Origin of the sequence: Streptomyces griseosporeus (assembly GCF_014656055.1) — a bacterium.
Lineage (GTDB): Bacteria > Actinomycetota > Actinomycetes > Streptomycetales > Streptomycetaceae > Streptomyces > Streptomyces griseosporeus.
Genome location: NZ_BNBR01000001.1, coordinates 1,367,628 through 1,392,734 on the forward strand (window position 1 = coordinate 1,367,628; position 25,107 = coordinate 1,392,734).

Consider the following 25,107-nt stretch of genomic DNA (forward strand, 5'->3'; position numbering starts at 1 on the left):
GACCGTGCCTAGCGTGCGGGTATGGCCTTCAGGGAGAAACTGCTGACCGTGCCGCCGCCGATCGAGGTGGGCGGCCGGTACGTCAAGCGCTATCACGTCACCGACGATCCGGACGGCATCGCAGCCGAGGTGCAGGATGCCGCATACAGGATCCTGCCGACCTTGCTGCCGGATCCCGACGGCACCCCGCCGGCGACGTTCGTGGTGCTGCACCGCGGCGGCGACAGCGGCGCCTATCTCAATGTCTACAGCTGGGTGTGGGACAACGTGCTGCACTTCCGGGGCGCGGCGGCCGGGCAGCCGGTGCTGGGCTGCCCGGACACCGATCCGACGCACTTCGTGCCCACAGACCGTCCGTGGATCGGCTGCGTGTGGGAGCTGCCGCCGCTGCTGCACGAGCGGGACGCCTGGGTGCGGCACCTGCTCGCCCCCGAGACGCCCGACCTGACGGCCTACCTGGCCGACGCCCTGCCCGCCGGAACCACCGGAGACCGCTCATGAGCAGCCCGCACGACTTCGACTTCCTCCACGGCGACTGGGAGATCCGAAACCGCCGCCGCACGGACTTCCTCGACCCGGACAGCGGCTGGGAGGAGTTCGGGGCCACCGGTCACTGCCGCCCGCTGTTCGACGGGGCCGCCGACATCGACGAGATGGACGTACCGGATCAGGGGTGGAAGGGGCTGACGCTGCGGCTGTTCGACCCGGTGGCGCGGGAGTGGTCGCTGCACTGGTCCTCCAGCCGCAGCGGGCGGCTGTTCCCGCCGGTGACCGGCCGGTTCGAGGGCGGGCGGGGCGAGTTCCACGGCGGCGACACCCATGACGGCAGGGACGTGCGGGTGCGGTTCGTGTGGTCGGGGATCTCGCCCGCCGCCGCCCGCTGGGAGCAGGCGTTCTCCCTCGACGGCGGTGAGACCTGGCTGACCAACTGGGTCATGGAGTTCAGCCGGCGGCCGTCGGCCCCGGCACCGTCGCTCTCCGGAACGCCCGCAGGCTGAACACCGGGTCCGGGCGGGGCCGTTCCTGGTCCGGCAGCGAGGCCAGACGGGCCGCGAACCCCTCGGCGAGCGGCTCGCCCGGCGGCAGCGTGACGAACCAGCCGCGCCGCAGGTCGGCGATGGTGCGGCGGGGACTGCGGCCCTGCCCGTGGCCGGTGAAGCGGCCCTGCCCGACCGGGACGAGGCGGTGCTCGGCGGCGTACGCCTCGACCGTCGCGGCGGCGTCCGTCGCCGGGGTGGGCGGGCGGGAGGCGAGGACGGTGTCGATGTCGCTGCCGACGTTGTGGGCGGCGGCCTTGTCGACCGTCGTGACGTAGACCCCGCCGGGGCGCAGCACCCGGGCGCACTCGGCGACGACGGCGCGGGCGTCGGCGGGGCCCGCCAGGAGGTGGAGCAGCCACACGCTCGTCACGGCGTCGAACACGCCGTCCGGGAAGGGCAGCCGCCGGCAGTCGGCCCGCACGACGGCGCCGGGCAGCCGGGCCGCGGCGTGCCGGACCATGCCCTCGGCCAGGTCGACGCCGGTGACGTCGAGGCCGCGGGCCGCGAGGCGCCGGGTGACGATGCCGGTGCCGCAGGCGAGGTCGAGGACGCGGCGGGTCCCGGCCGGCATCAGGCCCAGGACGGCGTCGGCCGCGGCGGCCGCCCGGGGTTCGCCGCCGCGCAGGGCGTCGTACCGCTCCGCTTCCGCGTCGTAGTCCAGCATCCGCGTTCCCCCGCCGGCCGCGTCACCGGGCGCCGTGCGCCGGGGCGAGGGCGGCGATACGGCGGGCCAGCTCGACGTCGAGGCCGGTGACCCTGCCGCCGGCGCTGTGCGTGGAGACCGCGACGGAGACCGTGTTGTAGCCGAGGGTGAGGTCGGAGTGGTGGTTCAGCTCCTCCTGCACCTGGGCGACGTGGATGACCATCGCCGTCGCCGCGAAGTGGTCGGCGAGCCGGTAGGAGCACACCAGGCGGTCCTCGTCCAGGGACCAGCCCGGCAGTTCCGCCAGCCGGTCCTCGATCTCCTTCTGTGACAGCGGTTCCACGGCCATGGCCCGGGCTCCCTTCGGTCGGCTGCTGCCCGTCCCAGCGTGCCACAGCGCGGCGGTCCCGGCGCTGGTCGGCGCGGTGCGCCGGGGGGAGCGTCCGCGGCACGCGGGGGTCGTCCGCGGCGTACGGGTCGATCATCCGTACGATCCTCGGCTACGGTCGGTGTATGGCCACTGCCGCGTCCACCGCCGCCGGTCCCTCCGCCGCTCCTGCCGGGCAGGGCGTCGGCCCGCTGCTGCGGGCGTGGCGGGAGCGGCGCCGGGTCAGCCAGCTCGAACTCGCGCTGCGCGCCGACTCCTCCGCCCGGCACATCAGCTTCGTCGAGACGGGTCGCTCCCGGCCCAGCGAGGAGATGGTGCTGCGGCTCGCGGAGCACCTGGAGGTGCCGGTGCGGGAGCGCAACGCGCTGCTGCTGGCTGCCGGTTACGCGCCCCGCTACCCGGAGACCCCGCTGGACGACCCGGCGCTGGACGCGGTGCGCGTGGGCATGGAGCGGCTGATCCAGGGCTACGAGCCGTACCCGGCGCTGGTGGTCGACGCCCTGTACGACGTGCGGGCGGCGAACCGCGGGATCACGATGCTGCTGGAGGGCGTCCCCGAGGAGCTGCTGGCGCCGCCGCTGAACGCGATGCGGCTGACCCTGCACCCGCGGGGACTGGCGCCGCGCATCCGCAACCTGCGCGAGTGGCGCGGGCATCTGCTAGCGCAGATGGAGCGGCAGATCGCGCTGCACCGCTCGGCGGCGCTGCGCGCGCTGTACGAGGAGGTGGCGGCGTATCCGGTGCCGGAGGGGGCGGGGGCCGGCGGGCCGGACGCGGACGATCCGCCGTATCCGTACTTCGCGCTGCCGATGCTGATCGAGCACGACGGGCGGGTGCTGTCGTTCGTGTCGTCGATCTCGACGTTCAACACGCCGATGGACGTGACCGTCGCCGAGCTGGCCATCGAGACGTTCCTCCCGGCCGACCCGGCGACGGTCAAGTACCTTCAGTCGCTCTCCTTCTGACGTCTCTTCACACACTCGTGCTCTGACGGCCGCGCAGGGCGGCGTACTGCAGCGCGGCGAAGCCGGCGACGGTGCCCGCCTGCAGCACCGTCCACACCGCGCCCGCGGTGGTCGGACTCAGCCACACGGCGAGCGCGAGCAGACTCAGCGCGGACCAGGCGAGGTTGGCCTCCACCACGGCCCGCACCGGCAGCGCGGCAGGCTGCGGCCGGGCGGCCAGCAGGCCCACGCCGGCGGCGAACACCGCCAGGAAGGCGCCGAGTCCGAGCAGGAGACCCGGTCCGACGCCGAGGAGGCGGCCGAGCGGTCCGGAGGCGGCGAGGTAGGCGACCCCGTTGGCGCCGGTGACCACGGCGTCCAGGGCGAGGAAGCGGCGCAGCATGGTGTTCGGCTCGGTGGTGCGGGCGAGGGCGGCGAGCTGGGCTGCGGACATGGGACATCACCCTTTCGTCGGGGTCGGACCGGGGACGGGACCGGTGCTGCGGCCGCGTGGGCCGCGTCCCGGGCCGGAGTGCGCCGGCCCGGAACCCGGTGACTCAACGATCCCGCCCGGCGGCGGCAGGGTCGATTACTCCCGAGGTAATGAGACTGCCGCCGGAACATGACAGACTGCCCGCGTGGTTCGGCTGCCTGGGGACACATGGGGAGGCGCGGGGTGAGTGAGAGGCGGCCCGCGCCCACGGTGGGCCAGGTGGTGCTCGGCAGACGGCTCCAGGAGCTGCGGGAGGCGGCCGGCCTCAAGCGCGAGGAGGCCGCGCGGGTCCTCAGGGTGGCCCCGGCGACCGTACGGCGGATGGAGACGGCCGAGGTCGCGCTGAAGGTGCCGTACGTGCAGGTGCTGCTGGAGACGTACGGTGTGCCCGAGCACGAGACCGCGGTGTTCGTCGCCCTGGTCGAGGAGGCCAACCGGCCCGGCTGGTGGCAGCGGTTCCACGATGTGCTGCCGGACTGGTTCAGCCTGTTCGTCAGCCTTGAGGGCGCCGCGAAGATGATGCGCTCCTACGAGCCGCATTTCGTGCCCGGGCTGCTGCAGACGGAGGAGTACGCGCGTGCCGTGCTGGAGGCGGGCACGATCGGGCAGGGCACGCCGGAGGCCATCGAGCGGCACGTGTCACTGCGGATGGAGCGGCAGCGGCTGCTGGAGCGGCCGGACGCCCCCCACCTGTGGGTGATCATGGACGAGACGGTGCTGCTGCGGCCGGTGAGCATCCGCGCGCAGGTGATGCGCGAGCAGCTGGAGAAGCTGCTGGAGTTCGCCGAGCGGGACAAGGTGACCCTGCAGATCGCCGAGTTCGCCGCGGGCCCGCACCCGGGGACGTACGCGCCGTTCTCGCTGTTCCGGTTCGCCGAGCCGGAGCTGCCCGACATGGTGGTCAGCGAATATCTGACGGGGGCGCTGTACCTGGACTCGCGGCAGGAGGTCTCCGCGCATCTGGAGGTGCTGGACCACCTCACCACGCACGCGGCGTCCGCGCAGCGCACGAAGAAGATCCTCAGCGAGTACCGCGAGACATTCTGACGAAGGCAGGAGAGCACCGCGCATGACCGGTTCGCAGGCCGAGCCCCTCCGCATCGACACCAGCCGCCCCCACCCGGCCCGGGTGTACGACTGGTGGCTGGGCGGCAAGGACAACTACCCCGTCGACGAGGAGCTGGCGCGCCGCATCCTCGCAGTGGACGGCACGGTGGTGCGCGGTGCGCGCGCCAACCGGCGCTTCATGCACCGGGCCGTACGGGCGGTCGCGGAGGCGGGGATCCGGCAGTTCCTGGACATCGGCACCGGCATCCCCACCGAGCCGAACCTGCACCAGATCGCCCAGCAGGTGGCACCCGAGGCGCGGGTGGTGTACGCCGACAACGACCCGATCGTGCTGCGGCACGCGGAGGCGCTGCTGCACTCCACCCCGGAGGGCGCCACGCACTACGTGCACGCCGACGTCCGGGACGCCGGCACGCTGCTGGCGAAGGCCGAGGAGGTGCTGGACCTGACGCGGCCGGTGGCGCTGTCGCTGGTGGCGCTGACCCACTACCTGGACGACGAGCCCGACGGCGACGACGTGTACGGGCTGGTGCGGCGGTACCTGGACGCGCTCGCGCCGGGCAGCTACCTGATCCTGTCGCAGGTCACGCCCGATCTGAACCCGGAGGCGATCGCGCGGGCGGCGGAGAACTTCCGGCGCAGCGGCACGCCCTTCCACCCCCGTACGGTCGCCGAGTTCCAGCGCTTCTTCGAGGGTCTGGAGCTGCTCGGTCCGGGTGTGATCCCGGTGTCCGGGTGGCGGCCCGGCCCGGAGGACGTCGCCGCGCAGGCGGAGGGCGTCGTACCGGTGTACGCGGGGGTGGCCCGCAAGCCGTGACGCCGGGCCGGCGCGCCTGACTCGAACGGGTGCGCTGAACAGGTGCGCTCCCCTGCCCGCCCCTAGCGTCGGTGGCGGGGTGAGCAAGGGAGCGCATGTGACCGACACGCGGACACCGCCCATCGAGCCGGGCGCGGCGCTGCCGCGGGCCGGGCGGTTCTTCCGGCCCGGGAGGCCCGCTGCTGTCGGCGGGCCCCGACCGGCCGGAGTACGAGCCGCGGGGCTGCCGGCGCCGCGTTCTCCTGGCGCCTCCGCCGTCTCCGGCCGCAGACGGCTGCCGCTGATGTCGGCGGAGACCTCCCACCCGCTCCGGCAGACCGAGGACGAGGCGGAACCGAAGGAGGCCCTGTGATGCCGGACGACTCCGTGCTGTACCAGGCCGCGGCGCTCTGTCTGACCTATCCCGACGACGACTTCCGCGCCCGGCTGCCGCTGCTGCGCGAAGCGGCGCCGCAGCTGCGGGAGTTCACCGACCACGCGGCGCTCACGCCCGCGCGGGAGCTGGCCGAGCACTATGAGCGGGTCTTCGACTCCACGAACCGGCACAGCCTCTACCTGAGCCGGTGGAGCGACGGCGGCACCCGGCGGCGCGGCATGTCGCCGGCCCGCTTCAAGGACCTCTACCGCGCCCACGGCCTGGAGTTCACCGGCGAGGAGCTGCCCGACTTCCTGCCCGCCGTGCTGGAGTTCGCGGCCCGCACCGGCGACACCGGCCTGCTCACCGAGTACCGCGACGCCCTGGAGCAGCTGCGCTCCCGGCTCACCGCCTTCGGCACGCCGTACGCCACCGTCCTGGACGCGGTGTGCGCCACGCTGCCGGCCACGACCACCGGGGCGCGCAGATGACGACCGGCCGGAGCGGCGGGGCTGGGAGCGGGCGGGCGGTCAGCCGGCGGCCTTGCCCTTGCTGTCGCGGTCCTCGTCGACGATCTCCGCGTCGACCACGCTCTCGTCGTCCTGTCCGGGCGAGGCGTGTTCCCCGGCGGTGGGCTCCTGGCGGCCCGCCTGTTCGTACATGGCCTGGCCCATCTTCTGGCTGACCGAGGCGAGCTTGTCCACCCCGTCCCGCAGGGGGCCGGTGTCGGCGTTCTGCTCCAGCAGCGTCTTCAGCTCGGCGACGGCCGCGTCGACCTCGGCGCGGGTGGCCTCGGGGACGCGGTCGGCGTTGTCGCGGAGGAACTTCTCCGTCTGGTAGACGAGCTGCTCGGCCTGGTTGCGGGTCTCGGCGGCCTCGCGGCGCTTGCGGTCCTCCTCGGCGTACTGCTCGGCGTCCCGCATCATGCGGTCGATGTCCTCCTTGGGCAGGGCCGAGCCGCCGGTGACGGTCATCTTCTGCTCGCGCCCCGTGGCGAGGTCCTTGGCGGAGACGTGCATGATGCCGTTGGCGTCGATGTCGAACGCGACCTCGATCTGCGGCACCCCGCGCGGGGCGGGCGGCAGCCCGGTCAGGTCGAAGACGCCGAGCTTCTTGTTGTACGCGGCGATCTCGCGTTCGCCCTGGTAGACCTGGATGCCGACCGAGGGCTGGTTGTCGGTGGCGGTGGTGAAGATCTCTGAACGGCGGGTGGGGATCGTGGTGTTGCGCTCGATCAGCTTCGTCATGATGCCGCCCTTGGTCTCGATGCCGAGGGAGAGCGGGGTGACGTCGAGCAGCAGCACGTCCTTCACGTCGCCGCGCAGCACACCGGCCTGGAGAGCGGCGCCGACGGCGACGACCTCGTCGGGGTTGACGCCCTTGTGCGGGTCCTTCCCGGTCAGCTCCCTGACCAGCTCGGTGACGGCGGGCATCCGGGTGGAGCCGCCGACCAGGATGACGTGGTCGATCGCGGACAGCTTGATGCCCGCGTCCTTGACCGCCTGGTGGAAGGGCTGCTTGCAGCGGTCCAGCAGGTCGGCGGTCAGCTCCTGGAACTGGGCGCGGGTCAGCTTCTCGTCGAGGTGCAGGGGGCCTTCGGCGGAGGCGGTGATGTAGGGGAGGTTGATCGTCGTCTCCGAGGAGCTGGACAGCTCCATCTTGGCCTTCTCGGCGCCCTCGCGGAGCCGCTGCACGGCCATCCGGTCGGCGGCGAGATCGATGCCGTACTGCCCCTTGAACTTCTTCACCAGGTACTCGACGATCCGCTGGTCCCAGTCGTCGCCGCCGAGGTGCGTGTCGCCGTTGGTGGCCTTGACCTCGATGACGCCGTCGCCGATCTCCAGCAGGGAGACGTCGAAGGTGCCGCCGCCGAGGTCGAAGACGAGGACGGTCTGCTCCTCGCCCCGGTCGAGGCCGTAGGCGAGGGCGGCGGCGGTCGGCTCGTTGATGATCCTCAGCACCTTCAGGCCGGCGATCTCCCCGGCCTCCTTGGTGGCCTGCCGCTGGGCGTCGTCGAAGTAGGCGGGCACGGTGATCACCGCGTCGGTGACGTCCTCGCCGAGGTAGGCCTCCGCGTCCCGCTTCAGCTTCTGCAGCACCCGCGCGGACAGCTCCTGGGCGCGGTAGCGGGTGCCGTCGACGGAGCCCTGCTCGGGGAAGCGCCAGTGCGCGTCGCCCATGTGCCGCTTGACCGAGCGGGCGGTGCGGTCGACGTTGGTGACCGCCTGCCGCTTGGCGACCTCGCCGACGAGCACCTCGCCGTTCTTGGCGAAGGCCACGACCGACGGGGTGGTGCGCGCCCCCTCCGCGTTGGCGATGACGGTGGGCTCACCGCCCTCCAGCACCGCCACGACCGAGTTGGTGGTCCCGAGATCGATCCCGACCGCCCGTCCCATCGCCGTCCCCTTCCGGTTCCGCCAGGGCACTGCTCCCAGGACACCAGCACAAAACTTGAGCGGATGGTTGTCAATGCCGCGGGGCGGTGGTGAGACAGCGGCGCGGACCGGTCCCCGGGGCGGGGGCCGGTCCGCGCGGGCTTGCGGTGCCGGGTCAGGCCAGCTTGGCCGACAGGGTGATCGGTACGGCCTTCAGGGCCTGGCTGACCGGGCAGTTCGCCTTGGCGTCCTCGGCGGCGGCGACGAACGCGTCGTTGTCGAGGCCGGGGACGGTGCCCTCCACGGTGAGGTGGATGCCGGTGATGCCCTCACCCGGCTGGAAGGTGACGTCGGCGGAGGTGATCAGCTTGGTGGGCGGGGTGCCGGCGCCGGCCAGGCCGTGCGACAGGGCCATGGAGAAGCAGCTGGAGTGGGCGGCGGCGATCAGCTCCTCGGGGCTGGTCTTGCCGTTGGCCTGCTCGGCGCGCGACGGCCACGACACCGGCTGCTGGCCGATGCCGGAGGAGTCGAAGGTGACGACGCCGTTGCCCTCGAGCAGGTTGCCTTCCCAGACGGTGTGTGCGGAGCGCGTGGTGGCCACGTTTCTTCCTTTCGCGTGTGGTCCCGTGTCCGGGATTCCTGGCCCCATCCGATCACATTCCGGCTCGGCGCACACGGAAGACCGGTGCCCGGCCGGTGAACGGCAGCCGGGCCCTCGGGCTCAGCCCGTGGCGCGCTGCCGGCGCGCCGCCAGCCACGCGTACACCGGCACGCCCGCGAAGAGGAACAGCACGCCCTGGTAGACGGCCGCGTACCCGGCGCCCGCGACCAGCCACAGGGAGAAGGCGAAGGCGAGCGCGGCGAGCACCGCGTCGCGCACCAGACGGGCCCGGTGCACCTGCTCGCCGCGGGCCAGGTGGTAGAGCTGCGCTGCGGTGGCCAGCAGGTAGGGCACGGTCGCGGTGAACGTGGTGACCAGGACGAGGATCTCGAAGACGCGCGCCGAGCCGGCCGTGTAGTTGTACACGGTCAGCAGGGAGGCCAGGACGACGGTGACACCGACGCCGGTGGTCGGCACGCCGCGCCGCTTGCGGGTGAACGCGGCCGGGAAGAGGCCGTCCCGCGCGGCCGCGTACGGGGTCTGCGCGCTCAGCAGGGTCCAGCCGTTGAGGCAGCCGGTCATCGACACCAGCGCGGCGAGCGCGACGGCCCAGCCGCCCCAGGAGCCGCCGAACATGGCGTTCACGGCGTCCGAGAAGGGCGCGGCGGAGGTGACGAGCCGGTCGTGGGCGACGGTGCCGAACACCGAGAAGGTGCCCAGCAGGTAGACGAAGGCGGCGCCGAGGGTGCCGATGACGGTGGCGCGGCCGACGTTGCGGCGCGGGTCGCGGACCTCGCCCGCGCTGACCGCGGCGGACTCCACGCCCAGGTAGGAGAAGAGCAGGATCGCCGCGGACGCGGAGACCGCGCCGAGCGCGCTGCCGCCGCCGGGGTGGAAGGGCCCGAGGTTGTCCGGGTCGAAGAAGAACAGTCCGCCGACGGCGACGAGCAGCAGCGGCGCGAACTTCAGCACCGTGGAGACCAGCTGGACCGCGCCGACGTACCGGGTGCCCGCGAAGTTGGACAGCGCGGGCAGCCACTGGATGACGAGCGCGGCCAGGCAGGCGGTCCACCGGTGGTCGTTCACCGGGATCAGGACGTCGAGGTAGCCGACGGCGGCCACGGCGAGCGCCGCGTTGGAGACCCAGGTGGTGATCCAGTAGGCCCAGGCGGCGAGGAACCCGGCGAAGTCGCCGAAGGCGGCGCGCGCGTACACGTACGGGCCGCCGGTGCGCGGGTCCCGCTCGGCGAGCCGCCCGAAGACCAGGGCGAGGGCGATCGCGCCCGCGGTCAGCACCGCGAAGGCGACCAGGCTGACCGTGCCGTACGGGGCCACGGAGGCCGGGAGCAGGAAGATGCCGCCGCCGATGATGTTGCCCGTGACGAGGGCGGTGGCGACGGGAAGCCCGAAGCGCCGGGCGTGCTGGTCGGGGGCCGCGTCCGTCCGCTGCGGTTCGGTCCGCGGGGCCGGAGCCGGTGTGACGGTCCCGGTGTCGTGCATGGGGTGGTGCGCCTCTCGTCGTGCTGGTGCTGCCCGGGATCGCCGGACGACCCCCCATGCTCGGTCACCGGTTCGAGCCGCACCAAATCACACGGATTTGTCCGGCACGGTCGGGTCGGGCACCGCAAAAGGTGCGCCGTCGAGGGCCGCGGACCGGGGATCGTCCAGGAGGGCGGACCGGGAATCGTCCAGGGGGGCGGCGTCCGTCACCGGGGACACGCCGGGCACCGGGACCTGCGGGCCGTCCGCCTCCCGCAGCCAGCGGCGCAGCACCCGGTGCACCTGCTCGGCGCCGACCAGTTCGGCCCCGTCGTCGACGGGCGGCGAGCACACCAGCGGGGACAGGAGGAACGGCCTGCCCTGCGCGCCGCCGAGCCCGCCGTGCGAGCCGATCTGCTCCTCGAAGGCGAGGACCTCGCCGTCGGCCGGGTCGTGGAAGGAGTTCACCATGATGTCGGGCGTGTTCGGGAAGCCGTGGGTGCGGCGCACGGCGTCGGCGGCGCCGGGCCCGAACGCGGCGAGCGGGCCCGGGTCGTCGTCCAGCCGGTGCAGGGGTATCTCGGCGCCGCGCGCGCCGAGGACGACGCCGCCGTGCTCCTCGCTGGCGACGAGGAGGAAGCCGATGCCGGGGTGGTTGGCGAGGGTGGTCAGCAGCGCCGGGTGGCGGGCGTCGATCTCCTCCTTCGTCATGCGGTGCGGGACGTCCGGGAAGGAGACGAGGCCCAGGTTGCCGGAGGCGAGGACGATCGGCTCGGACGGCGGCTCGGACGTCCGGTACCGCTCGCGCCCCTCCTCGACCGGCCGCCGCAGGGCGGCGCGGACGGCGGCGCGGGCCTCGGCGCCGCTGCGGGTGCGGCGCGCCCGGCGCGGCACGGGCAGCCCGCAGCCGGCCCGGACCAGGTCGGCGAGGGTGAGGCCGTAGCGGGCGCGGAAGGTCTCGCCGGGGCTCTGCCCGTGGTCGGACAGGACCACGATCCGGTACGGCCGCGGGGCGTGCTCGGCGACCTTCTCGATCAGCGCGAGGGAGCGGTCGAGGCGCTGCAGGACCTTCTCGGCGTCACGGCTCGCGGGTCCCGAGTGGTGGGCGACCTCGTCGTAGGCGACGAGGTCGGCGTAGACGGCGGTGCGGCCGGCGAGCATGTCGCCCATGACGGCGGCCACCACGACGTCCCGTTCGACGACGGTGGCGAAGGCCCGCACCAGGGGGTAGAGGCCGCCGCGGGAGACGCGCGGGCGCTGCCCGCGCAGCCGGGCCCGCACGGACTGGCCGATCTCACGGCCGGCCTCGGCGACGAAGGAGAGCGCGGTGCGCACGGCGTTGGCGGGGTCGGAGAAGTACGCGAAGTAGCCCGCCCGGGACCGGTGCTCCCGGCCGCGCCGGGCGGAGACGGACAGCACCAGGGCGAGTTCGCCGGCGCCGCCGCTGAACAGGTTGCCGCGGCTCGCGCCGTCGGCGGAGAGCAGCCCGCCGTCCCGGGTGTGCTCGACGGCGCGGCGCTGCAGCTCGGCGGCGCTGGAGGGCCGGTTGCAGACCATGATCTCGCCGCGGCGTTTGTCGTACCAGCGGAACGCGGGCACGCCGTGGTTGCTGCCGTGCAGGATGCCGAGCTGGCTGGCGCCGGTCTGGCTGGACCAGTCGGTGCGCCACTCGGTGAGCCGGTGGGTGGGCGGACCGGCGTCGCCGGCGCCGAGCAGGCGGGCGACGGTCGGCATCAGGCCCTTGCCGACGGCGTCCAGCAGGACGTCGTGCCCCACTCCGTCGAGCTGGAGGAAGACCGTGCCCGGGGTGGCCGGGCAGGGCGGGTTGGCGCGGCGGCGCCGGTCGGCGAGCCGGTACAGGCGGCGCCGGTAGGCGTCGTCGTCGCGCACGGCGAGCGCGGCGCCGGTCGCGGAGGCGACCGCGGACATCACGGCGGCGACGATGACGGCCGTCTCGGGCGCGGCCTCGCTGTCGCCGGAGGGGTTGATGCGCAGCGCGACCAGCAGCAGGGAGCCGTTGAGGAAGAACACCAGCAGGCCGAGGACGAGCGCCGGCACCAGCAGCAGCAACCGCACCAGCAGCGGCCACACCAGCGCCGACAGCAGACCGAAGGCGCCCGCGCCGAGCGCGGCGGTGACGGCGATCCGGGTGGCGCTGTCGCCGTCGGCCGACTGGAGCTGGAAGTCCGGCAGCAGGCCGGCGAGCACCAGCATGGTGACCGTGGACACGGCCCACACCGCGGTGCTCCGCCCCATCTGGCCGGCGACCCGCCGCCAACGCCCCGCACGCACGCCCCGCACCCCTCACGTCCCGGCCCGCACCCGCGGCGGGCCCGGCTTCTACCCTGACACACGGCACCGACAGCCCGCGGCGGCACGGGGACACGCGGGGCGGCCGGTCAGCGGCCGTCTTCCGGGGGCGTACGTCAGCGGCCGTCGTACCCGGCCGTCGGCATCGACAGGCGCCGGTGCACGCGGGCCTTCATCTGGGCGTCGTACGACGGTTCGGCGCAGCCCACCGTCTCCACCCGCACCCCGCGCCGGGCGCACTCGGCGGTGAACTCCTCCACGGAGGCGAGGGCGCTCTCCAGGACGCGGCGGCTCGGCGCGACGAACACGTCCACGCCCGGCCGGACACCGTCCCACAGCACGCCGTGGTCCGGGCGCAGCCCGCTGACGAGGAGCTCGCGGGCGACGACGTAGCCGCGTTCGGCGGCCCAGCGGGCGCAGATGGCGTGCTGGCTGCGGGAGTCCACCAGGAAGGGGTCGGTCTCCAGCTCCTCCAGCGGCGTCAGACTCGCGATCGCCGTGACGCGGACCGGTCCCATGGCGTCCCCCTCACCTCCGGGTTTCGCCGCCGACCCTACTCCTGCCCGTAGGCTTCGGGGAGTCGCGCGAAGGAGGCAAAGAGGTGCCGGCGGAGATCACCTGGTGGGGTCACGCCACCTGCACGGTCGAGGATTCGGGCATCCGTGTGCTCACCGATCCCCTGTTCGCCCGCAGGCTGGCGCACCTCAGGCGGCGCCGCGGGGCCCCGCCCCCGCCGGACGCCCGGCGCGCGGACGTCGTCCTGGTGTCGCATCTGCACGCCGACCACCTCCATGTGCCCTCCCTGCAGACGCTTGCGCCGGGCACGCGCCTGCTCGTGCCCCGGGGTGCGCCGCGTGCGGTCCCCGGGTTCGCGCGCCTGCGCCATCTGCGGATACGGGAGATGGCCCCCGGCGACGAGGCGACCGTCGGCGACCTGGTCGTGCGGGCCGTGCCCGCGCGGCACGACGGGCGGCGGCTGCCGGTCGGCCCGCAGCGCTCCCCCGCGCTCGGGTACGTCGTCGAGGGCGAGGCGCGCACGTACTTCGCCGGGGACACCGGCCTGTTCGAGTCGATGGCCAAGGAGACCGGGCCGGTCGACGTGGCGCTGCTGCCGGTCGGCGGCTGGGGGCCGTATCTGGGCGAGGGGCATCTGGACGCGGGGCGCGCGGCGCAGGCGCTGGCCCTGCTCGGGCCGCGCAGCGCGGTCCCCGTGCACTACGGCACGTACTGGCCGATCGGCCTCGACGCGGTGCGCCCGCACGAGTTCCACGCGCCCGGCACGGAGTTCGTGCGGCTGGCCGCGGTGCACGCGCCGGAGGTGGCGGTGCATCTGCTCGGGCACGGGGAGCGCGTGCGGCCGGAGGTGGCCCGGTGACGCTGCTGGCGGGTGCGGCGGCCGGCGTGCTGGCCGCGGCGCGCACCGTCGTGCCGACCGAGTCGACCCAGCAGGCGCTCGGCTATCCGTCGCTGTTCCTGCTGGTGCTGATCGGGGCGCTGGTGCCGGTCGTGCCGACGGGCGCGCTGGTGAGTTCGGCGGCGGTGGTGGCGTTTCATCAGACGGCGCCGTTCGCGCTGGCGCTGGTCTTCGTGACCGCGTCGCTGGCCGCGTTCTGCGGGGACGCGGCGCTGTACTGGCTGGGGCGGCGCGGGATGAAGTCGAAGAACGGCTCGCGCTGGCTGGAGGCGATCCGCGCCCGGGCGCCGCAGGAGCGGCTGGAGCAGGCACAGGAGAAACTCGCCGGGCACGGGGTGGCGGTGCTCGTGCTGTCGCGGCTCGTGCCCGCCGGGCGGATCCCGGTCATGCTGGCCTGCCTGCTGGCGAAGTGGCCGCTGCGGCGGTTCGTGCGGGGCAACTTCCCGGCCTGCCTGGCGTGGGCGGTCACGTACCAGCTGATCGGCATCCTGGGGGGTTCGCTGTTCCCGGAGCCGTGGGAGGGGGTGCTGGCGGCGGTGCTGCTGACGGTGCTGGTCAGCGCCGCCCCGGGGGTGTGGCGGCGCCTGCAGCGGTGAGTCCGGGCGGTCCGTCCGGAGCCGGGGTCACTCCAGGACGCGCGACGCTCCCACCGGCAGGTCCCAGAGGTCCTCGCGGTCCAGTCCCGCCTTCTCCCATGCCGTCCGCACCCGGGTGAGCGGCTCCAGGACCGGTTCCGCGGAGAGGACGAAGGTGCCCCAGTGCATGGGGGCCATCCGGCGCGCCCCGAGGTCCTGGGCGGCGCGCACCGCCTCCTCCGGGTCGCAGTGGACGTCGCTGAGCCACCAGCGCGGGTCGTAGGCGCCGATGGGCAGCAGGGCGAGATCGATGCCGGGGTAGCGGCGGCCGATGCGGCCGAACCAGTGGCCGTAGCCGGTGTCACCGGCGAAGTAGACGCGCTGCCCTTCGGGGTCGGTGAGCACCCAGCCGCCCCACAGGGTGCGGCAGGTGTCGGTGAGGGTGCGCTTGGACCAGTGGTGGGCGGGGACGAAGTCGAAGCGTACGCCGGACAGTTCGGCCGCCTCCCACCAGTCCAGCTCGGTGACGCGGGTGAACCGGCGGCGCTGGAACCAGCGGCCGAGGCCGGCCGGCACGAACACCGGGGTGTCGCGCGGGAGTCGGCGCAGGGTCGGGGCGTCCAGATGGTCGTAGTGGTTGTGGCTGATGACGACGGCGTCGACGGGCGGCAGCGCCTCCCACGCCACTCCGACGGGCGTGATCCTGGCCGGGGTGCCGAGGATGCGGCGGGACCACACCGGGTCGGTCAGCACGGTCAGGCCGCCGATCCGCAGCACCCAACTGGCGTGTCCCGCCCAGGTGACGGCGACGGTGCGGGTGTCGACGCGGGGCAGCGGGCCGGGCTCGAAGGGCAGGCGCGGGATGTCGGCGAGGCCCTCGCGCCCGGGCCGTACGGCGCCCTCGCGGGCGAAGCGGGCCATGGCCTTCAGGCCGGGCAGCGGGGCCGTGAGCCGGTCGTGGAAGGTCCGCGGCCACACTCTGCGCTCGCCCAGCGGGCGCGGTTCGGCGAGCGGCGGGAACGGGGCGAGCGGGGAGGCCGGTGACGGCGCCGACAGCGCGGGCGCGCCCGCCGGGTCCGTCGTGACGGCCGGGCCCGCGGGGTCCTCGGGGAGTGTCGTGTCGGTCGGGTCCGTGGTGACGGTGGCGCTCGAACCAGTGGTGGCCGTCGTGGTGTTCGTCTCGGACTGCTGCGTCATCGAGGAGGCTCCCATCGCTGAGCGTCGTCGCGGAGATCGTCGAAGACCGACCTCAGGGTGATCAACGCGCGGTGCACGTGTGGCAGTTCCAACGGGACGGGTGAGGTGAGGCATTCCGCGCGTTCGGCGTCGGTGGCGCCCAGCAGGGGCCCGGTGGACAGCCGGACGCGCAGCGCGCCGAGGTCGTCGCCGAAGCGGTGACCGCCCGGCGCGGGCATGCCGAGGCGGTCGGTGAGGAAGTCCTCCAGTTCCTGGGCGTCGCCCACGCCACGGCCCGTCAGCGCGGGGCGCAGCGGGCCGAGGTCGGCGTACAGGTGGCGGCCGGCCTGCGGCGGGCGGGCGAGGGCGCCAGCGCCGACGACGGCGGCGTGCACGGCGGCGGCCACGCGCGCGTGCAGGCGTACGGCGGCGGCGCGGCGCTCGGTGACCGCGGCGGGCTCGGTCAGGGCGTGGCCGGCCGCGGCGGCGACGGGGGCGGCGACGCGCGCGCCGAGCGCGGTGAGGATGTCCAGCACGCGCGCGTGGAGGGCCGCGCCGAGGTCGCCTGCGGGGAAGCGGGCGATCGCGGCGGGCCAGCCCGCGGGCAGCAGGGCCCCGGCCAGGTCGGCGACGACGGTGACCCGCTCGGGCAGCATCTCGGCGGGGCTGAGCAGCACGGTGCCGTGCGGCCGGTGCAGGGTGTCGCGCCACGTCTCGTCGCTGACCAGGTGCAGGCCCTCGCCGGCGGCGGCCTCCACGGCCTCGTGCAGCACCTCGGGCGGGGCGACGGTGCCGGTGGGGTCGTCGGCGACGGACAGCACCAGCAGCCGGGGGTCGCCGCCCTCGTCGCGCACCCGGCGCACGGTCTCCAGCAGCGCGTACGGGTCGGGGACGCCGCCGCACTCGGCGGGCGTGGCGACGTGGAAGACGGGTCTGCCCAGCAGGCGGGCGTACGGCGCCCACCAGGCGGCGCAGGGCCGGGGCACCAGCACGTCGCCGCCGAGGGCGGCGGTCAGCGCCACGAGCAGGGCGTTCGCGCCGGGCGCGGCGGCGACCCGGTCGGGCAGGGCGGGCAGTGCGCGGCGGCCGAACCAGCCGCAGGCGGCCTCCCGCAGGGCGGTGCCGCCGCCGGCCGGCTCGGCCTCGGCGCGGCCCGCCGCGGCGGCGACCCGGTCGGCCAGCTCGGGCAGGACGGGCAGCCCGTCGTCGGGGAGGGGCGGCCCGTAGCGGACGGGCCCGTGGCCTTCGGGGTCCGTACGCCGCATGCGTGCCTCCGCCCGGTTCCCGGTGCGGTACCGCCGCTGCCGGGATCTTCGTCGATCTTCGGTGCCTCGGTTCCCCAGTACCCACGCGACCCGTGGGCCATGGCCGCCCGCGGACGTCGCGCGTGTCACATCCGTCAGTCGTGCCGGGTCGTGTCCCGCTGCCGCAGCCGGTGCACGGCGGCGCCGGCCGCGCCCGCGATCAGCAGGCCGCCCGCGACCAGGGCGGGCACGGAGTCGGTGAAGGAGCCGCCCTCCCCCGCCCGCACGCCGTGCGGGAGCGCGGCGGCACCGCAGGAGGTGGCATGCGGGGACGGGCAGGGCGACGGCGGTGGCGGCACCGGCGGAGACACGTGCTCGGGCGGGGAAACGTGCTCGGGCGGGGAAACGTGCTCGGGCGGGGAAACGGGCTCTAGCGGGGCCACGGGCTCGGGCGGGGGCTCGGGGACGGGCGGGGCGCTGCCGTGGTGCGCGGCGTCCCGGGCGACGTCGAAGGTGGCGCTCCACGGCTTGCCCTGGCCGCCGGACGCCGCCGGGCAGGTGCCGTCGACGGTCCACGCGGTGTCCGGCCCGGTCCCGTCGACGTCCTCGAACTCCTCGGCGGGGGCGACCTGCGCGGTGCCCCGGTAGGCGGGCCCGGCGGCCCCCTCGCCCTCGCCGGGGACCTTGCGCAGCTCGACGGTGCCCTCGTCGAAGGCCTGCGAGGTCGCCTCCAGCGTCTCGGGCGCGGTGCCTCCGGCCGCGTCGCAGGAGACGGAGACGGTGACGGTGCCGCCGGGCTGCACGGACGCCGGGCCGACGTCGGCGGCGGGGTCCGCGACGCCGTGGGGCGCCGCGGCGGCCACCGCGGCCCCGCTGAGCAGGGCGACGGACAGGACACGGGCGGTGCGGCGGCGCATGGGCGGGGCTCCTTCCGGCGGCACGCCGTACACGTGCCTCCGCAAGCCATCACAGCCCGCCGGTGCCGGGGACGCGCGCGGCCGTCACCCATTGGCGGGACCCGCACGGCCAACCGGGTGAGAGCCGGACCGCCCCCGGCGGCTGCCGCCGCCCCGAGGTTTTCCCCCACCCCCGGCGGTGACTCGTCACCCGCAGACCCCTGTCACGGCATCGCACCCTCCGGGAGGTCCCGTCCATGAGCACCAAGGTCTCCGACCACGTCCTGCAGCGTCTGCGGGAGTGGGGCGTGGAAACCGTCTTCGGCTATCCCGGCGACGGCATCAACGGACTGCTCGCCGCCTGGGGCCGGGCCGAGGACCGGCCGCGGTTCATCCAGTCCCGGCACGAGGAGATGTCCGCGTTCCAGGCGGTCGGCTACGCCAAGTTCAGCGGCCGTCTCGGGGTGTGCGCGGCCACGTCGGGACCCGGCGCGATCCACCTGCTCAACGGGCTGTACGACGCGAAGCTGGACCATGTGCCGGTGCTGGCCATCGTCGGCCAGACGCACCGCACCGCGATGGGCGGCTCCTACCAGCAGGAGGTCGACCTGCACACGCTGTACAAGGACGTCGCCTCCGACTTCGTGGAGACGGTGACGGTGCCGGAGCAGCTGCCGAACGTGCTGGACCGGGCGATCCGCACCGCGTACGCGCGGCGGGCGCCGACGGCCGTCATCATCCCCGGCGACGTGCAGGAGCTGGAGTACAGCGCGCCGACGCACGACTTCAAGATGGTGCCCTCCAGCCTGGACCGCAGCGCGTGGACGGCGGTGCCGTCGCAGGACTCGATCGAACGGGCGGCGGAGATCCTCAACGCCGGTGACAAGGTGGCGATCCTGGTCGGGCAGGGCGCGGCCGGCGCCCGCGAGGAGGTGCACCGGATCGCGCAGCTGCTGGGCGCGGGCGTGGCCAAGGCGCTGCTCGGCAAGGACGTCCTCAGCGACGAACTGCCGTACGTCACCGGCTCGATCGGGCTGCTGGGCACGCGTGCCTCGTACGAGCTGATGCGGGACTGCGACACGCTGCTGACGATCGGCTCGTCCTTCCCGTACTCGCAGTTCCTGCCGGAGTTCGGCAAGGCGCGGGCGGTGCAGATCGACATCGACCCGCACATGGTGGGGATGCGCTACCCGTACGAGGTGAATCTCGTCGGCGACGCGAAGGAGACCCTGCAGCGGCTGATCCCGCGGCTGGATTCGGACCGCGGCCGCGAGTGGTACGACACGGTCTGCGACAACGTCAGGCACTGGCACGAGGTGATGGAGGGGCGCGCCCAGCTGTCCGCCGACCCGATCAACCCGGAGTACGTGGCGCGTGCCCTTGACCCGCTGCTGCCGGACGACGCGATCGTCACCTCCGACTCCGGTTCGACCGCCAACTGGTACGCGCGGCACATCACGATGCGCGGCACCATGCGCGGCTCGCTCTCCGGCACGCTGGCGACGATGGGCCCGGGCGTGCCGTACGCGATCGGCGCGAAGTTCGCGCACCCGGACCGGCCGGTGGTCGCACTGGTCGGGGACGGCGCGATGCAGATGAACGGGCTGGCGGAGATGATCACGGCGGCGAAGTACGCCGACCGGTGGGAGGACCGCCGGCTGGTGGTCGGCGTGTGGAACAACCGCGACCTGAACCAGGTGACGTGGGAGATGCGCGCCATGGAGGGCGCGCCGTCCTTCCTGCCGTCGCAGGAGCTGCCGGACGTGCAGTACGCGGCGTTCGCCCGCTCGCTGGGCCTGACCGGGGTGCGGGTGGAGAAGCCGGAGGACGTGGAGGCGGGCTGGCGGGCCGGCCTGGAGGCGGACGGGCCCGCGGTGATCGAGTTCCTGACCGATCCGGCGGTGCCGCCGATCCCGCCGCACTCCACCTGGGAGCAGATGGAGGCGACCGCCGCCTCGATCCTCAAGGGCGACACGGACCGCGGCTCGATGATCCGGCAGGGCTTCAAGGCGAAGGTGCAGGAGTTCCTGCCGCACCGGGACAAGAAGTGAGCCGTGTCGGTGCGCGGCTGCCGGGTACGCGGGGGGCCACCGTCGAGGATCTGGAGGGAGACATGCAGCGAGGCAGCGACCGGATGAGCGTGCACCGCGACAACGAGAGGAAGCACGAACTGCAGGGACTGCTCCGCTCCGGCCACCCCACGCGCGTGGAGGAGTGGCACGACCCGGAGCCGGCCGCCGAGGACGACCCGCAGATCTGGGGTGCCCCCGTCTCCCCGGGCGGGCTGGGCTCGTCGCTGGAGACGGTACGGCTGGAGCTGGCCCGCATCCTGGGCCGCAGCTCCTTCCCGGCGGCCGCGGGCGAGCTGGCGGGCGTCCTGCGCCGCAAGAACGCCCCGGACGCGCTGGTGGAGGCCCTTCAGGGGCTGCCGCGCAAGGAGCGCTACGACAACGTCCAGCAGCTGGCCGAGGCGGTCACCGCCGCCGGACGGGGCCGGGAGGGCGGCCGGTGACGGCGCAGGCCGTACGAGAGGTGATGACACCCGGCGCGGTGACCGTGCCGCCGGAGGCCTCGCTGGCCCAGGCGGCACGGCTGATGCGCTCCGGCGATGTCGGCGACGTCCTGGTGGTCGACGACCAGCAGCTCGTCGGGGTGCTCACCGACCGGGACATCGCGGTGCGGGCGGTAGCCGAGGGAGCCGATCCGCTGACGACGACCGCGCACTCGGTGTGCACACCGCACCCGGTGGCGATCGGCCCGGACGAGCCGGTCGCCGCGGCGGTGACACTGATGCGGGAGTGCGCGGTACGGCGGCTGCCGGTGGTCTCCGGCGGGCGCCCCGTCGGCATGGTGAGCCTCGGCGACCTGGCGCTGGCCCGGGACCCGGACTCGGTGCTCGCCGAGATCGCCCGGACCGCGCCGGACGGGGGCCGCGCATGAGGCGCGACCAGGCCACGCGGATCGCCGCGTCCGGCACGTCCGGCGCGTCCGTCGACGTCGGCGACGTCACCACCCGCTATCTGCTGTACGGGCTGCTGCCGAGCTGGTTCGTGCCGGGGCTCGCCGACTGGGCGATGCACCGGCGCACCCGGATCGAGGACACCGCCGGCACCAAGGAGTCCCTGATCCACGCGCTGATGATGGCCGAGGTCGGCCTGCCCATCGCGCTGACCCTGCGCTACCGGGTCAACCCGCTGCTGCTGTCGGTGCAGCTGGCGGGCGCGGCGGTGCACGAGGCGACCGCGCTGTGGGACGTGCGCACCGCCGTGCGCAGCGAACGCGAGGTCAAGCCGCTGGAACAGCACATCCACAGCTTCCTGGAGTCCCTGCCGTTCGCCGCGCTGGCCTCGCTGATGTGCCTGCACGCCGACCAGGTGAAGGCGCTGCTGCGCGGCGGGGGCGGCGATCCGCAGGCGTGGCGGCTGGTGCCGCGCCGGCCGCAGCTGTCGCCCGGCTACCTCGCGGGCATCGCGGTGGCCATCGGCGGATGCGTGGCGCTGCCGTACGGCGAGGAGCTGCTGCGGTGCGTGCGCGCGGGCTGGCGGCGCAGGAAAGACGACAAGAACAAGCGTACGAAGGACTGATCGCTCATGCGTATCGCGTTTCTGGCCGCTCCCGAGGGCGTGGAGCAGGTCGAGCTGACCGACCCGTGGCAGGCCGCCGTCGACGCCGGGCACGAACCGGTGCTGGTGTCGACCGAGCCGGGCGAGATCCAGGCGTTCAACCACCTGGACAAGGCGGACACCTTCCCGGTCGACGAGGTCGTCGGTGAGGCGTCCGCGGACTCCTTCGGCGGGCTGGTCCTGCCGGGCGGGGTGGCCAACCCCGACTTCCTGCGCATGGACGACAAGGCCGTGGCGTTCGTGAAGGACTTCTTCGACCGGGGCCTGCCGGTCGCCGCGATCTGCCACGCGCCGTGGACCCTCGTCGAGGCGGACGTCGTGCGCGGCCGGGTGCTGACCTCGTGGCCCAGTCTGCGGACGGACCTCCGCAACGCGGGCGGCACCTGGGTCGACGAGCAGGTGAAGGTGTGCGACCACGGGCCGAACAAGCTGGTCACCAGCCGTAAGCCGGACGACCTGAAGGCGTTCTGCGAGGCGTACCTCGAGGTGTTCGCCCAGGAGTCCGGCTGACGGCCGGCACGGGGGTCAGGAGCGGGGAGTCGCCGACTCCCCGCTCGTGCGTTCCCGGGCCCCTTCGCGGGTGCGCCCGGCGGCGATGGTGCGCTGCGGGTTGCGGCGCAGGTACTCGCCCTCCAGCTGCGCCATGCGCTCGTTGTGCGCCCGCAGCGCGTCGCCCGAGGCGTACAGCAGGGTGTCGTGGCGTGTGCGGTGGATGGTCTCCAGCTCTTTCATCAGCTGCTGGTCGTCCAGTCGCGCCGGGTCGACTCCGCTCATGGTGGTGCCCTGTTCGTCGTGTTCGTTCATGGGGCCCGGGTACCCGCCCGGGAACCGAGCACGACCTTTGAGCGGCACCGGGAGGGAGTCATGGATCTCGCCTTCCTGCATCCACTGTACGAACAAACCGGGCCCTGGGCCTCCGTGTACGTGGACCTGTCCCGCCATGCGGAGGACCGGCGGGAGGAGCGCCGGCCGACGGCGCGCGCGGTGGCCCGGGAGCTGGCGTCGCAGGGGGCGGACGAGGCGACCTGCCGGGCGGTGCGGGAGGCTGTGGAGGATCTCGTCCACTCCACCGGCCCGCACGGGCGGGCCCTGTTCGCGCGGGACGGCGAGGTGGTGCTGGATCCGCCGCTGGCCCGCCGCCCGGTGGCCGGCGGCTCCGCGCACTGGGCACCGCTGCCGCATGTGTCGCCGCTGCTGGAGCTGGCGGCCGAGGACCCGGTGTGCGTGGTCGCCTACATCGACCGCAAGGGCGCGGACTTCGAGCTGCGCAGCGGGCTGGGCGGCCATGAGGCGGGCGCGGTGACGGGCGGGCCGTGGCCGGTGCACCGGACGGGTTCGGCGGACTGGTCGGAGCGGCACTTCCAGCTGCGGGTGGAGAACACCTGGGACCACAACGCGGCGGAGATCGCCGACGCGCTCGCCGTCTGCCAGGAGGAGACCCGGGCGGACGTGCTGATCCTGGTGGGGGACGACCGTGAGCGGCGGGCCGTCCACGACCGGCTGCCGCGGCGGCTGCACGACCGGCTGGTGGGGGCCTCCCACGGCACCGGCAGCCGGCTCCGCGACGAGGACGTCGAGCGGGCACGCGCCGAGCATGTGCGCCGCCGGACCCGGCAGGACCTGGACCGCTTCCTGGCGGCCCGCGCCCCGGACGGCGAGGGCCGGGCGGCGGCCGTGGAGGGCGTGCCGGCGGTCGTGGAGGCGGCCCGTGAGCACCGTATCGACGAACTGCTGATCCGCCCCGAGGGCCCGGACACCCACCGTGAGGTGTGGGTCGGTGAGGGCCCCGACCAGCTGGCGGTGCGCCGTACGGAGCTGAGCGCGCTCGGCGAGCGGCACTCCTGGTCGGCGCGGGCCGACGACGCGCTGCTGCGGGCGGCGGTGGAGACCGGGGCGCCCGCGATCTCGGTCACGCCGGCGCTGCCGGACGCCTCCGAGGACACGCCGTCGGGTGGCCTGGGCGCGCTGCTGCGCCTGCGGTGACGGCCCGCTACGCCCCGTTCACCGCGCCCGCTCCACGCGCCGCTCGTCCCACACCGGCTCGGCGGTCTCCCGGACCCGGCCGTCGCTGCCGAAGACGAGGAACCGGTCGAAGGAGCGGGCGAACCAGCGGTCGTGGGTGACCGCGAGGACCGTGCCCTCGAAGCCCTCCAGGCCTTCCTGGAGGGCTTCCGCCGATTCCAGGTCGAGGTTGTCGGTGGGCTCGTCCAGCAGCAGGGCGGTCACGCCCTGGAGTTCCAGCAGCAGGATCTGGAACCGGGCCTGCTGCCCGCCGGAGAGCCGGTCGAAGGTCTGCTCGGCCTGCTGGGTGAGTTCGTAGCGGCGCAGCCGGGACATGGCGGCGCCGCGGTCCTGGGCGTGCTCCGTCCAGAGGATGTCCAGCAGGGTGCGGCCGTGGAGTTCGGGGTGGGCGTGGGTCTGCGCGAAGTGGCCGGGCACCACCCGCGCGCCGAGCTTCCACTGCCCCGTGTGGGCCACGTCCTCCCCGGCGAGCAGCCGCAGGAAGTGCGACTTGCCGGAGCCGTTGGAGCCGAGGACGGCGACCCGTTCGCCGTAGAAGACCTCCAGGTCGAAGGGTTTCATCAGGCCGGTGAGTTCGAGCCGCTCGCAGGTGACGGCGCGGACGCCGGTACGGCCGCCCTTCAGCCGCATCCTGATGTCCTGCTCGCGCGGCGGCTCGGGCGGCGGGCCGGCCTCCTCGAACTTGCGCAGCCGGGTCTGGGCGGCGTGGTAGCGGGAGGCCAGCTCGTGGCTGATGCTGGCCGCCTGACGGAGGCTCAGCACCAGCTTCTTCAGCTGGGCGTGCTTCTCGTCCCACCGCCTGCGCAGCTCCTCGAAGCGGGCGAAGCGTTCCCGGCGGGCCTCGTGGTAGGTGGCGAAGCCGCCGCCGTGCACCCAGGCGTCGGCGCCGGCCGGGCCGGGCTCCACGGAGACGATCTTCTCGGCGGCGCGGGCGAGGAGTTCGCGGTCGTGGGAGACGAAGAGCACCGTCTTGCGGGTCTCCCGCAGCCGCTCCTCCAGCCAGCGCTTGCCGGGCACGTCGAGGTAGTTGTCCGGCTCGTCGAGCAGCAGCACCTCGTCGGTGCCGCGCAGCAGCGCCTCCAGCACCAGCCGCTTCTGCTCGCCGCCGGAGAGCGTGCGCACCTGCCGCCACTGCGCCTTCTCGTAGGGCACGCCGAGCGCGGCCGTGGTGCACATGTCCCACAGCGTCTCCGCCTCGTAGCCGCGCACCTCGGCCCAGTCGGCGAGGGCCTGCGCGTAGGCCAGCTGGGCCGCCTCGTCGTCGACCGTCATCACGGCGTGCTCGGCGGCGTCGACGGCCCGGGCGGCCTCGCGGATGCGCGGCGGGGCGACGGAGACGAGCAGGTCGCGTACGGTGCTCTCGTCCCGTACGGAGCCCACGAACTGGCGCATCACGCCGAGCCCGCCGCTGACGGTGACGGTGCCGCCGTGCGGCTTCAGCTCACCGGAGATCAGCCGCAGCAGGGTGGTCTTGCCGGCGCCGTTGGGTCCGACGAGGGCGACGGAGGCGCCTTCGCCGACCCGGAAGGAGACATCGCCGAGCAGCGCCCTCCCGTCGGGAAGGTGGTACTCCAGGTGCGCGGCTTCGAGATGTCCCATGGGGCCGCATTCTCCGGGGCGGGGCGCGCGAGCGGCAAACGGATT

The 25,107-nt window shown here is 74.3% G+C and carries 28 protein-coding genes; 15 read left to right on the plus strand and 13 right to left on the minus strand.

The genetic code is table 11. From position 1 onward, the window contains the following. The first annotated feature begins 21 nt into the window (after positions 1 to 21). Entirely contained in the window at positions 22 to 501 is a 480-nt protein-coding gene (locus IE308_RS06020) for a hypothetical protein (protein WP_110632954.1), read from the plus strand. Next, positions 498 to 998, plus strand: a complete 501-nt coding sequence (locus IE308_RS06025; RefSeq protein ID WP_190216886.1) for a hypothetical protein — start codon at positions 498 to 500, stop codon at positions 996 to 998. Before IE308_RS06020 ends, IE308_RS06025 begins: the two co-directional genes overlap by 4 nt. Here IE308_RS06025 and IE308_RS06030 read toward each other — a convergent pair. Both IE308_RS06030 and IE308_RS06035 read right to left on the minus strand, forming a co-directional pair. Then, a complete protein-coding gene (locus tag IE308_RS06030; protein WP_190216887.1) occupies positions 943 to 1,704 on the minus strand; it encodes a class I SAM-dependent methyltransferase in 762 nt (253 codons plus the stop codon). The two genes, IE308_RS06025 and IE308_RS06030, sit on opposite strands and share 56 nt — an antisense overlap. A 22-nt stretch (positions 1,705 to 1,726) precedes the next feature. Continuing rightward, complete coding sequence (locus IE308_RS06035; RefSeq protein ID WP_190216888.1) at positions 1,727 to 2,032, minus strand: 4a-hydroxytetrahydrobiopterin dehydratase; 306 nt, start codon at positions 2,030 to 2,032, stop codon at positions 1,727 to 1,729. Between the two features lie 164 nt (positions 2,033 to 2,196). Here IE308_RS06035 and IE308_RS06040 point away from each other — a divergent pair, with 164 nt between their 5' ends. Then, on the plus strand, positions 2,197 to 3,036 hold the full coding sequence (locus IE308_RS06040) for a helix-turn-helix domain-containing protein (protein ID WP_190216889.1): 840 nt from the start codon (positions 2,197 to 2,199) through the stop codon (positions 3,034 to 3,036). A gap of 7 nt (positions 3,037 to 3,043) precedes the next feature. Here IE308_RS06040 and IE308_RS06045 read toward each other — a convergent pair whose 3' ends face one another. Then, positions 3,044 to 3,469 (minus strand): hypothetical protein, encoded by a 426-nt coding sequence (locus IE308_RS06045; RefSeq protein WP_190216890.1) that lies wholly within the window; start codon positions 3,467 to 3,469, stop codon positions 3,044 to 3,046. A gap of 222 nt (positions 3,470 to 3,691) precedes the next feature. Here IE308_RS06045 and IE308_RS06050 point away from each other — a divergent pair, with 222 nt between their 5' ends. The 4 genes from IE308_RS06050 (at position 3,692) to narJ (ending at position 6,239) form a co-directional block, all read left to right on the plus strand. Further along, positions 3,692 to 4,555 (plus strand): Sco1979 family transcriptional regulator, encoded by an 864-nt coding sequence (locus IE308_RS06050; protein ID WP_190216891.1) that lies wholly within the window; start codon positions 3,692 to 3,694, stop codon positions 4,553 to 4,555. Between the two features lie 22 nt (positions 4,556 to 4,577). After that, positions 4,578 to 5,393, plus strand: a complete 816-nt coding sequence (locus tag IE308_RS06055) for an SAM-dependent methyltransferase (protein WP_110632934.1) — start codon at positions 4,578 to 4,580, stop codon at positions 5,391 to 5,393. Positions 5,394 to 5,490: 97 nt separating this feature from the next. Then, positions 5,491 to 5,745 (plus strand): hypothetical protein, encoded by a 255-nt coding sequence (locus IE308_RS06060; RefSeq protein ID WP_190216892.1) that lies wholly within the window; start codon positions 5,491 to 5,493, stop codon positions 5,743 to 5,745. Further along, on the plus strand, positions 5,745 to 6,239 hold the full coding sequence (gene narJ, locus IE308_RS06065; protein ID WP_190216893.1) for a nitrate reductase molybdenum cofactor assembly chaperone: 495 nt from the start codon (positions 5,745 to 5,747) through the stop codon (positions 6,237 to 6,239). The genes IE308_RS06060 and narJ overlap by 1 nt, the downstream gene beginning before the upstream one ends. Before the next feature lie 39 nt (positions 6,240 to 6,278). Here narJ and dnaK read toward each other — a convergent pair whose 3' ends face one another. The 5 genes from dnaK to IE308_RS06090 form a co-directional block, all read right to left on the minus strand. Further along, positions 6,279 to 8,144 (minus strand): molecular chaperone DnaK, encoded by a 1,866-nt coding sequence (gene dnaK, locus IE308_RS06070; RefSeq protein WP_190216894.1) that lies wholly within the window; start codon positions 8,142 to 8,144, stop codon positions 6,279 to 6,281. Between the two features lie 154 nt (positions 8,145 to 8,298). Further along, positions 8,299 to 8,724 (minus strand): OsmC family protein, encoded by a 426-nt coding sequence (locus IE308_RS06075; protein ID WP_110632925.1) that lies wholly within the window; start codon positions 8,722 to 8,724, stop codon positions 8,299 to 8,301. Between the two features lie 120 nt (positions 8,725 to 8,844). Further along, positions 8,845 to 10,224, minus strand: coding sequence for an amino acid permease (locus IE308_RS06080; RefSeq protein ID WP_190216895.1), 1,380 nt, complete (start codon positions 10,222 to 10,224; stop codon positions 8,845 to 8,847). 87 nt (positions 10,225 to 10,311) lie between these two features. Continuing rightward, complete coding sequence (locus IE308_RS06085; protein ID WP_190217379.1) at positions 10,312 to 12,459, minus strand: alkaline phosphatase family protein; 2,148 nt, start codon at positions 12,457 to 12,459, stop codon at positions 10,312 to 10,314. A gap of 170 nt (positions 12,460 to 12,629) precedes the next feature. After that, complete coding sequence (locus IE308_RS06090) at positions 12,630 to 13,031, minus strand: hypothetical protein (RefSeq protein WP_110632917.1); 402 nt, start codon at positions 13,029 to 13,031, stop codon at positions 12,630 to 12,632. Positions 13,032 to 13,114: 83 nt separating this feature from the next. Here IE308_RS06090 and IE308_RS06095 point away from each other — a divergent pair, with 83 nt between their 5' ends. Together IE308_RS06095 and IE308_RS06100 are read left to right on the plus strand one after the other, a co-directional pair. Continuing rightward, positions 13,115 to 13,888, plus strand: coding sequence for an MBL fold metallo-hydrolase (locus IE308_RS06095; protein ID WP_190216896.1), 774 nt, complete (start codon positions 13,115 to 13,117; stop codon positions 13,886 to 13,888). Next, entirely contained in the window at positions 13,885 to 14,523 is a 639-nt protein-coding gene (locus tag IE308_RS06100) for a DedA family protein (protein WP_373314443.1), read from the plus strand. The genes IE308_RS06095 and IE308_RS06100 overlap by 4 nt, the downstream gene beginning before the upstream one ends. A 27-nt stretch (positions 14,524 to 14,550) precedes the next feature. Here IE308_RS06100 and IE308_RS06105 read toward each other — a convergent pair whose 3' ends face one another. From IE308_RS06105 to IE308_RS06115, 3 genes are all read right to left on the minus strand, one after another. Next, positions 14,551 to 15,699, minus strand: coding sequence for an MBL fold metallo-hydrolase (locus IE308_RS06105; RefSeq protein ID WP_190216897.1), 1,149 nt, complete (start codon positions 15,697 to 15,699; stop codon positions 14,551 to 14,553). After that, entirely contained in the window at positions 15,696 to 16,943 is a 1,248-nt protein-coding gene (locus tag IE308_RS06110) for an aminotransferase class I/II-fold pyridoxal phosphate-dependent enzyme (protein WP_190216898.1), read from the minus strand. Before IE308_RS06110 ends, IE308_RS06105 begins: the two co-directional genes overlap by 4 nt. 134 nt (positions 16,944 to 17,077) lie before the next feature. Continuing rightward, positions 17,078 to 17,839 carry a hypothetical protein gene (locus tag IE308_RS06115; RefSeq protein ID WP_190216899.1) on the minus strand — a complete coding sequence of 254 codons (762 nt, stop codon included), beginning with the start codon at positions 17,837 to 17,839 and terminating at the stop codon, positions 17,078 to 17,080. A 236-nt stretch (positions 17,840 to 18,075) separates the two neighbouring features. Here IE308_RS06115 and IE308_RS06120 point away from each other — a divergent pair, with 236 nt between their 5' ends. The 5 genes from IE308_RS06120 (at position 18,076) to IE308_RS06140 (ending at position 21,951) form a co-directional block, all read left to right on the plus strand. Then, a complete protein-coding gene (locus tag IE308_RS06120; protein ID WP_110632906.1) occupies positions 18,076 to 19,869 on the plus strand; it encodes a thiamine pyrophosphate-requiring protein in 1,794 nt (597 codons plus the stop codon). 62 nt (positions 19,870 to 19,931) lie between these two features. Next, positions 19,932 to 20,330: a DUF2795 domain-containing protein gene (locus tag IE308_RS06125; RefSeq protein ID WP_190216900.1), complete on the plus strand. Its 399-nt coding sequence runs from the start codon at positions 19,932 to 19,934 to the stop codon at positions 20,328 to 20,330. Beyond that, entirely contained in the window at positions 20,327 to 20,758 is a 432-nt protein-coding gene (locus IE308_RS06130) for a CBS domain-containing protein (protein ID WP_229908715.1), read from the plus strand. The genes IE308_RS06125 and IE308_RS06130 overlap by 4 nt, the downstream gene beginning before the upstream one ends. Continuing rightward, positions 20,755 to 21,402, plus strand: coding sequence for a diguanylate cyclase (locus tag IE308_RS06135; protein WP_110632900.1), 648 nt, complete (start codon positions 20,755 to 20,757; stop codon positions 21,400 to 21,402). Before IE308_RS06130 ends, IE308_RS06135 begins: the two co-directional genes overlap by 4 nt. 6 nt (positions 21,403 to 21,408) lie before the next feature. Continuing rightward, positions 21,409 to 21,951 (plus strand): type 1 glutamine amidotransferase domain-containing protein, encoded by a 543-nt coding sequence (locus IE308_RS06140; protein ID WP_190216901.1) that lies wholly within the window; start codon positions 21,409 to 21,411, stop codon positions 21,949 to 21,951. A 15-nt stretch (positions 21,952 to 21,966) separates the two neighbouring features. On the opposite strand, the gene IE308_RS06145 is transcribed toward IE308_RS06140, so the two are convergent. Beyond that, entirely contained in the window at positions 21,967 to 22,245 is a 279-nt protein-coding gene (locus tag IE308_RS06145; protein ID WP_110632894.1) for a DUF6158 family protein, read from the minus strand. A 60-nt stretch (positions 22,246 to 22,305) separates the two neighbouring features. Here IE308_RS06145 and IE308_RS06150 point away from each other — a divergent pair, with 60 nt between their 5' ends. Next, a complete protein-coding gene (locus tag IE308_RS06150) occupies positions 22,306 to 23,424 on the plus strand; it encodes a baeRF2 domain-containing protein (RefSeq protein ID WP_190216902.1) in 1,119 nt (372 codons plus the stop codon). 18 nt (positions 23,425 to 23,442) lie between these two features. On the opposite strand, the gene IE308_RS06155 is transcribed toward IE308_RS06150, so the two are convergent. Beyond that, entirely contained in the window at positions 23,443 to 25,062 is a 1,620-nt protein-coding gene (locus tag IE308_RS06155; protein WP_110632888.1) for an ABC-F family ATP-binding cassette domain-containing protein, read from the minus strand. Positions 25,063 to 25,107 lie beyond the last annotated feature (45 nt).

Bases quoted from the DNA above. Each gene is read 5' to 3' on its own strand.
- IE308_RS06020 (WP_110632954.1), top strand. From the start codon at position 22: ATGGCCTTCAGGGAGAAACTGCTGACCGTGCCGCCGCCGATCGAGGTG.
- IE308_RS06025 (WP_190216886.1), top strand. From the start codon at position 498: ATGAGCAGCCCGCACGACTTCGACTTCCTCCACGGCGACTGGGAGATC.
- IE308_RS06030 (WP_190216887.1), bottom strand. From the start codon at position 1,704: ATGCTGGACTACGACGCGGAAGCGGAGCGGTACGACGCCCTGCGCGGC.
- IE308_RS06035 (WP_190216888.1), bottom strand. From the start codon at position 2,032: ATGGCCGTGGAACCGCTGTCACAGAAGGAGATCGAGGACCGGCTGGCG.
- IE308_RS06040 (WP_190216889.1), top strand. From the start codon at position 2,197: ATGGCCACTGCCGCGTCCACCGCCGCCGGTCCCTCCGCCGCTCCTGCC.
- IE308_RS06045 (WP_190216890.1), bottom strand. From the start codon at position 3,469: ATGTCCGCAGCCCAGCTCGCCGCCCTCGCCCGCACCACCGAGCCGAAC.
- IE308_RS06055 (WP_110632934.1), top strand. From the start codon at position 4,578: ATGACCGGTTCGCAGGCCGAGCCCCTCCGCATCGACACCAGCCGCCCC.
- narJ (WP_190216893.1), top strand. From the start codon at position 5,745: ATGCCGGACGACTCCGTGCTGTACCAGGCCGCGGCGCTCTGTCTGACC.
- dnaK (WP_190216894.1), bottom strand. From the start codon at position 8,144: ATGGGACGGGCGGTCGGGATCGATCTCGGGACCACCAACTCGGTCGTG.
- IE308_RS06080 (WP_190216895.1), bottom strand. From the start codon at position 10,224: ATGCACGACACCGGGACCGTCACACCGGCTCCGGCCCCGCGGACCGAA.
- IE308_RS06085 (WP_190217379.1), bottom strand. From the start codon at position 12,459: ATGGGGCGGAGCACCGCGGTGTGGGCCGTGTCCACGGTCACCATGCTG.
- IE308_RS06090 (WP_110632917.1), bottom strand. From the start codon at position 13,031: ATGGGACCGGTCCGCGTCACGGCGATCGCGAGTCTGACGCCGCTGGAG.
- IE308_RS06105 (WP_190216897.1), bottom strand. From the start codon at position 15,699: ATGACGCAGCAGTCCGAGACGAACACCACGACGGCCACCACTGGTTCG.
- IE308_RS06110 (WP_190216898.1), bottom strand. From the start codon at position 16,943: ATGCGGCGTACGGACCCCGAAGGCCACGGGCCCGTCCGCTACGGGCCG.
- IE308_RS06115 (WP_190216899.1), bottom strand. From the start codon at position 17,839: ATGCGCCGCCGCACCGCCCGTGTCCTGTCCGTCGCCCTGCTCAGCGGG.
- IE308_RS06120 (WP_110632906.1), top strand. From the start codon at position 18,076: ATGAGCACCAAGGTCTCCGACCACGTCCTGCAGCGTCTGCGGGAGTGG.
- IE308_RS06125 (WP_190216900.1), top strand. From the start codon at position 19,932: ATGCAGCGAGGCAGCGACCGGATGAGCGTGCACCGCGACAACGAGAGG.
- IE308_RS06135 (WP_110632900.1), top strand. From the start codon at position 20,755: ATGAGGCGCGACCAGGCCACGCGGATCGCCGCGTCCGGCACGTCCGGC.
- IE308_RS06140 (WP_190216901.1), top strand. From the start codon at position 21,409: ATGCGTATCGCGTTTCTGGCCGCTCCCGAGGGCGTGGAGCAGGTCGAG.
- IE308_RS06145 (WP_110632894.1), bottom strand. From the start codon at position 22,245: ATGAACGAACACGACGAACAGGGCACCACCATGAGCGGAGTCGACCCG.
- IE308_RS06150 (WP_190216902.1), top strand. From the start codon at position 22,306: ATGGATCTCGCCTTCCTGCATCCACTGTACGAACAAACCGGGCCCTGG.
- IE308_RS06155 (WP_110632888.1), bottom strand. From the start codon at position 25,062: ATGGGACATCTCGAAGCCGCGCACCTGGAGTACCACCTTCCCGACGGG.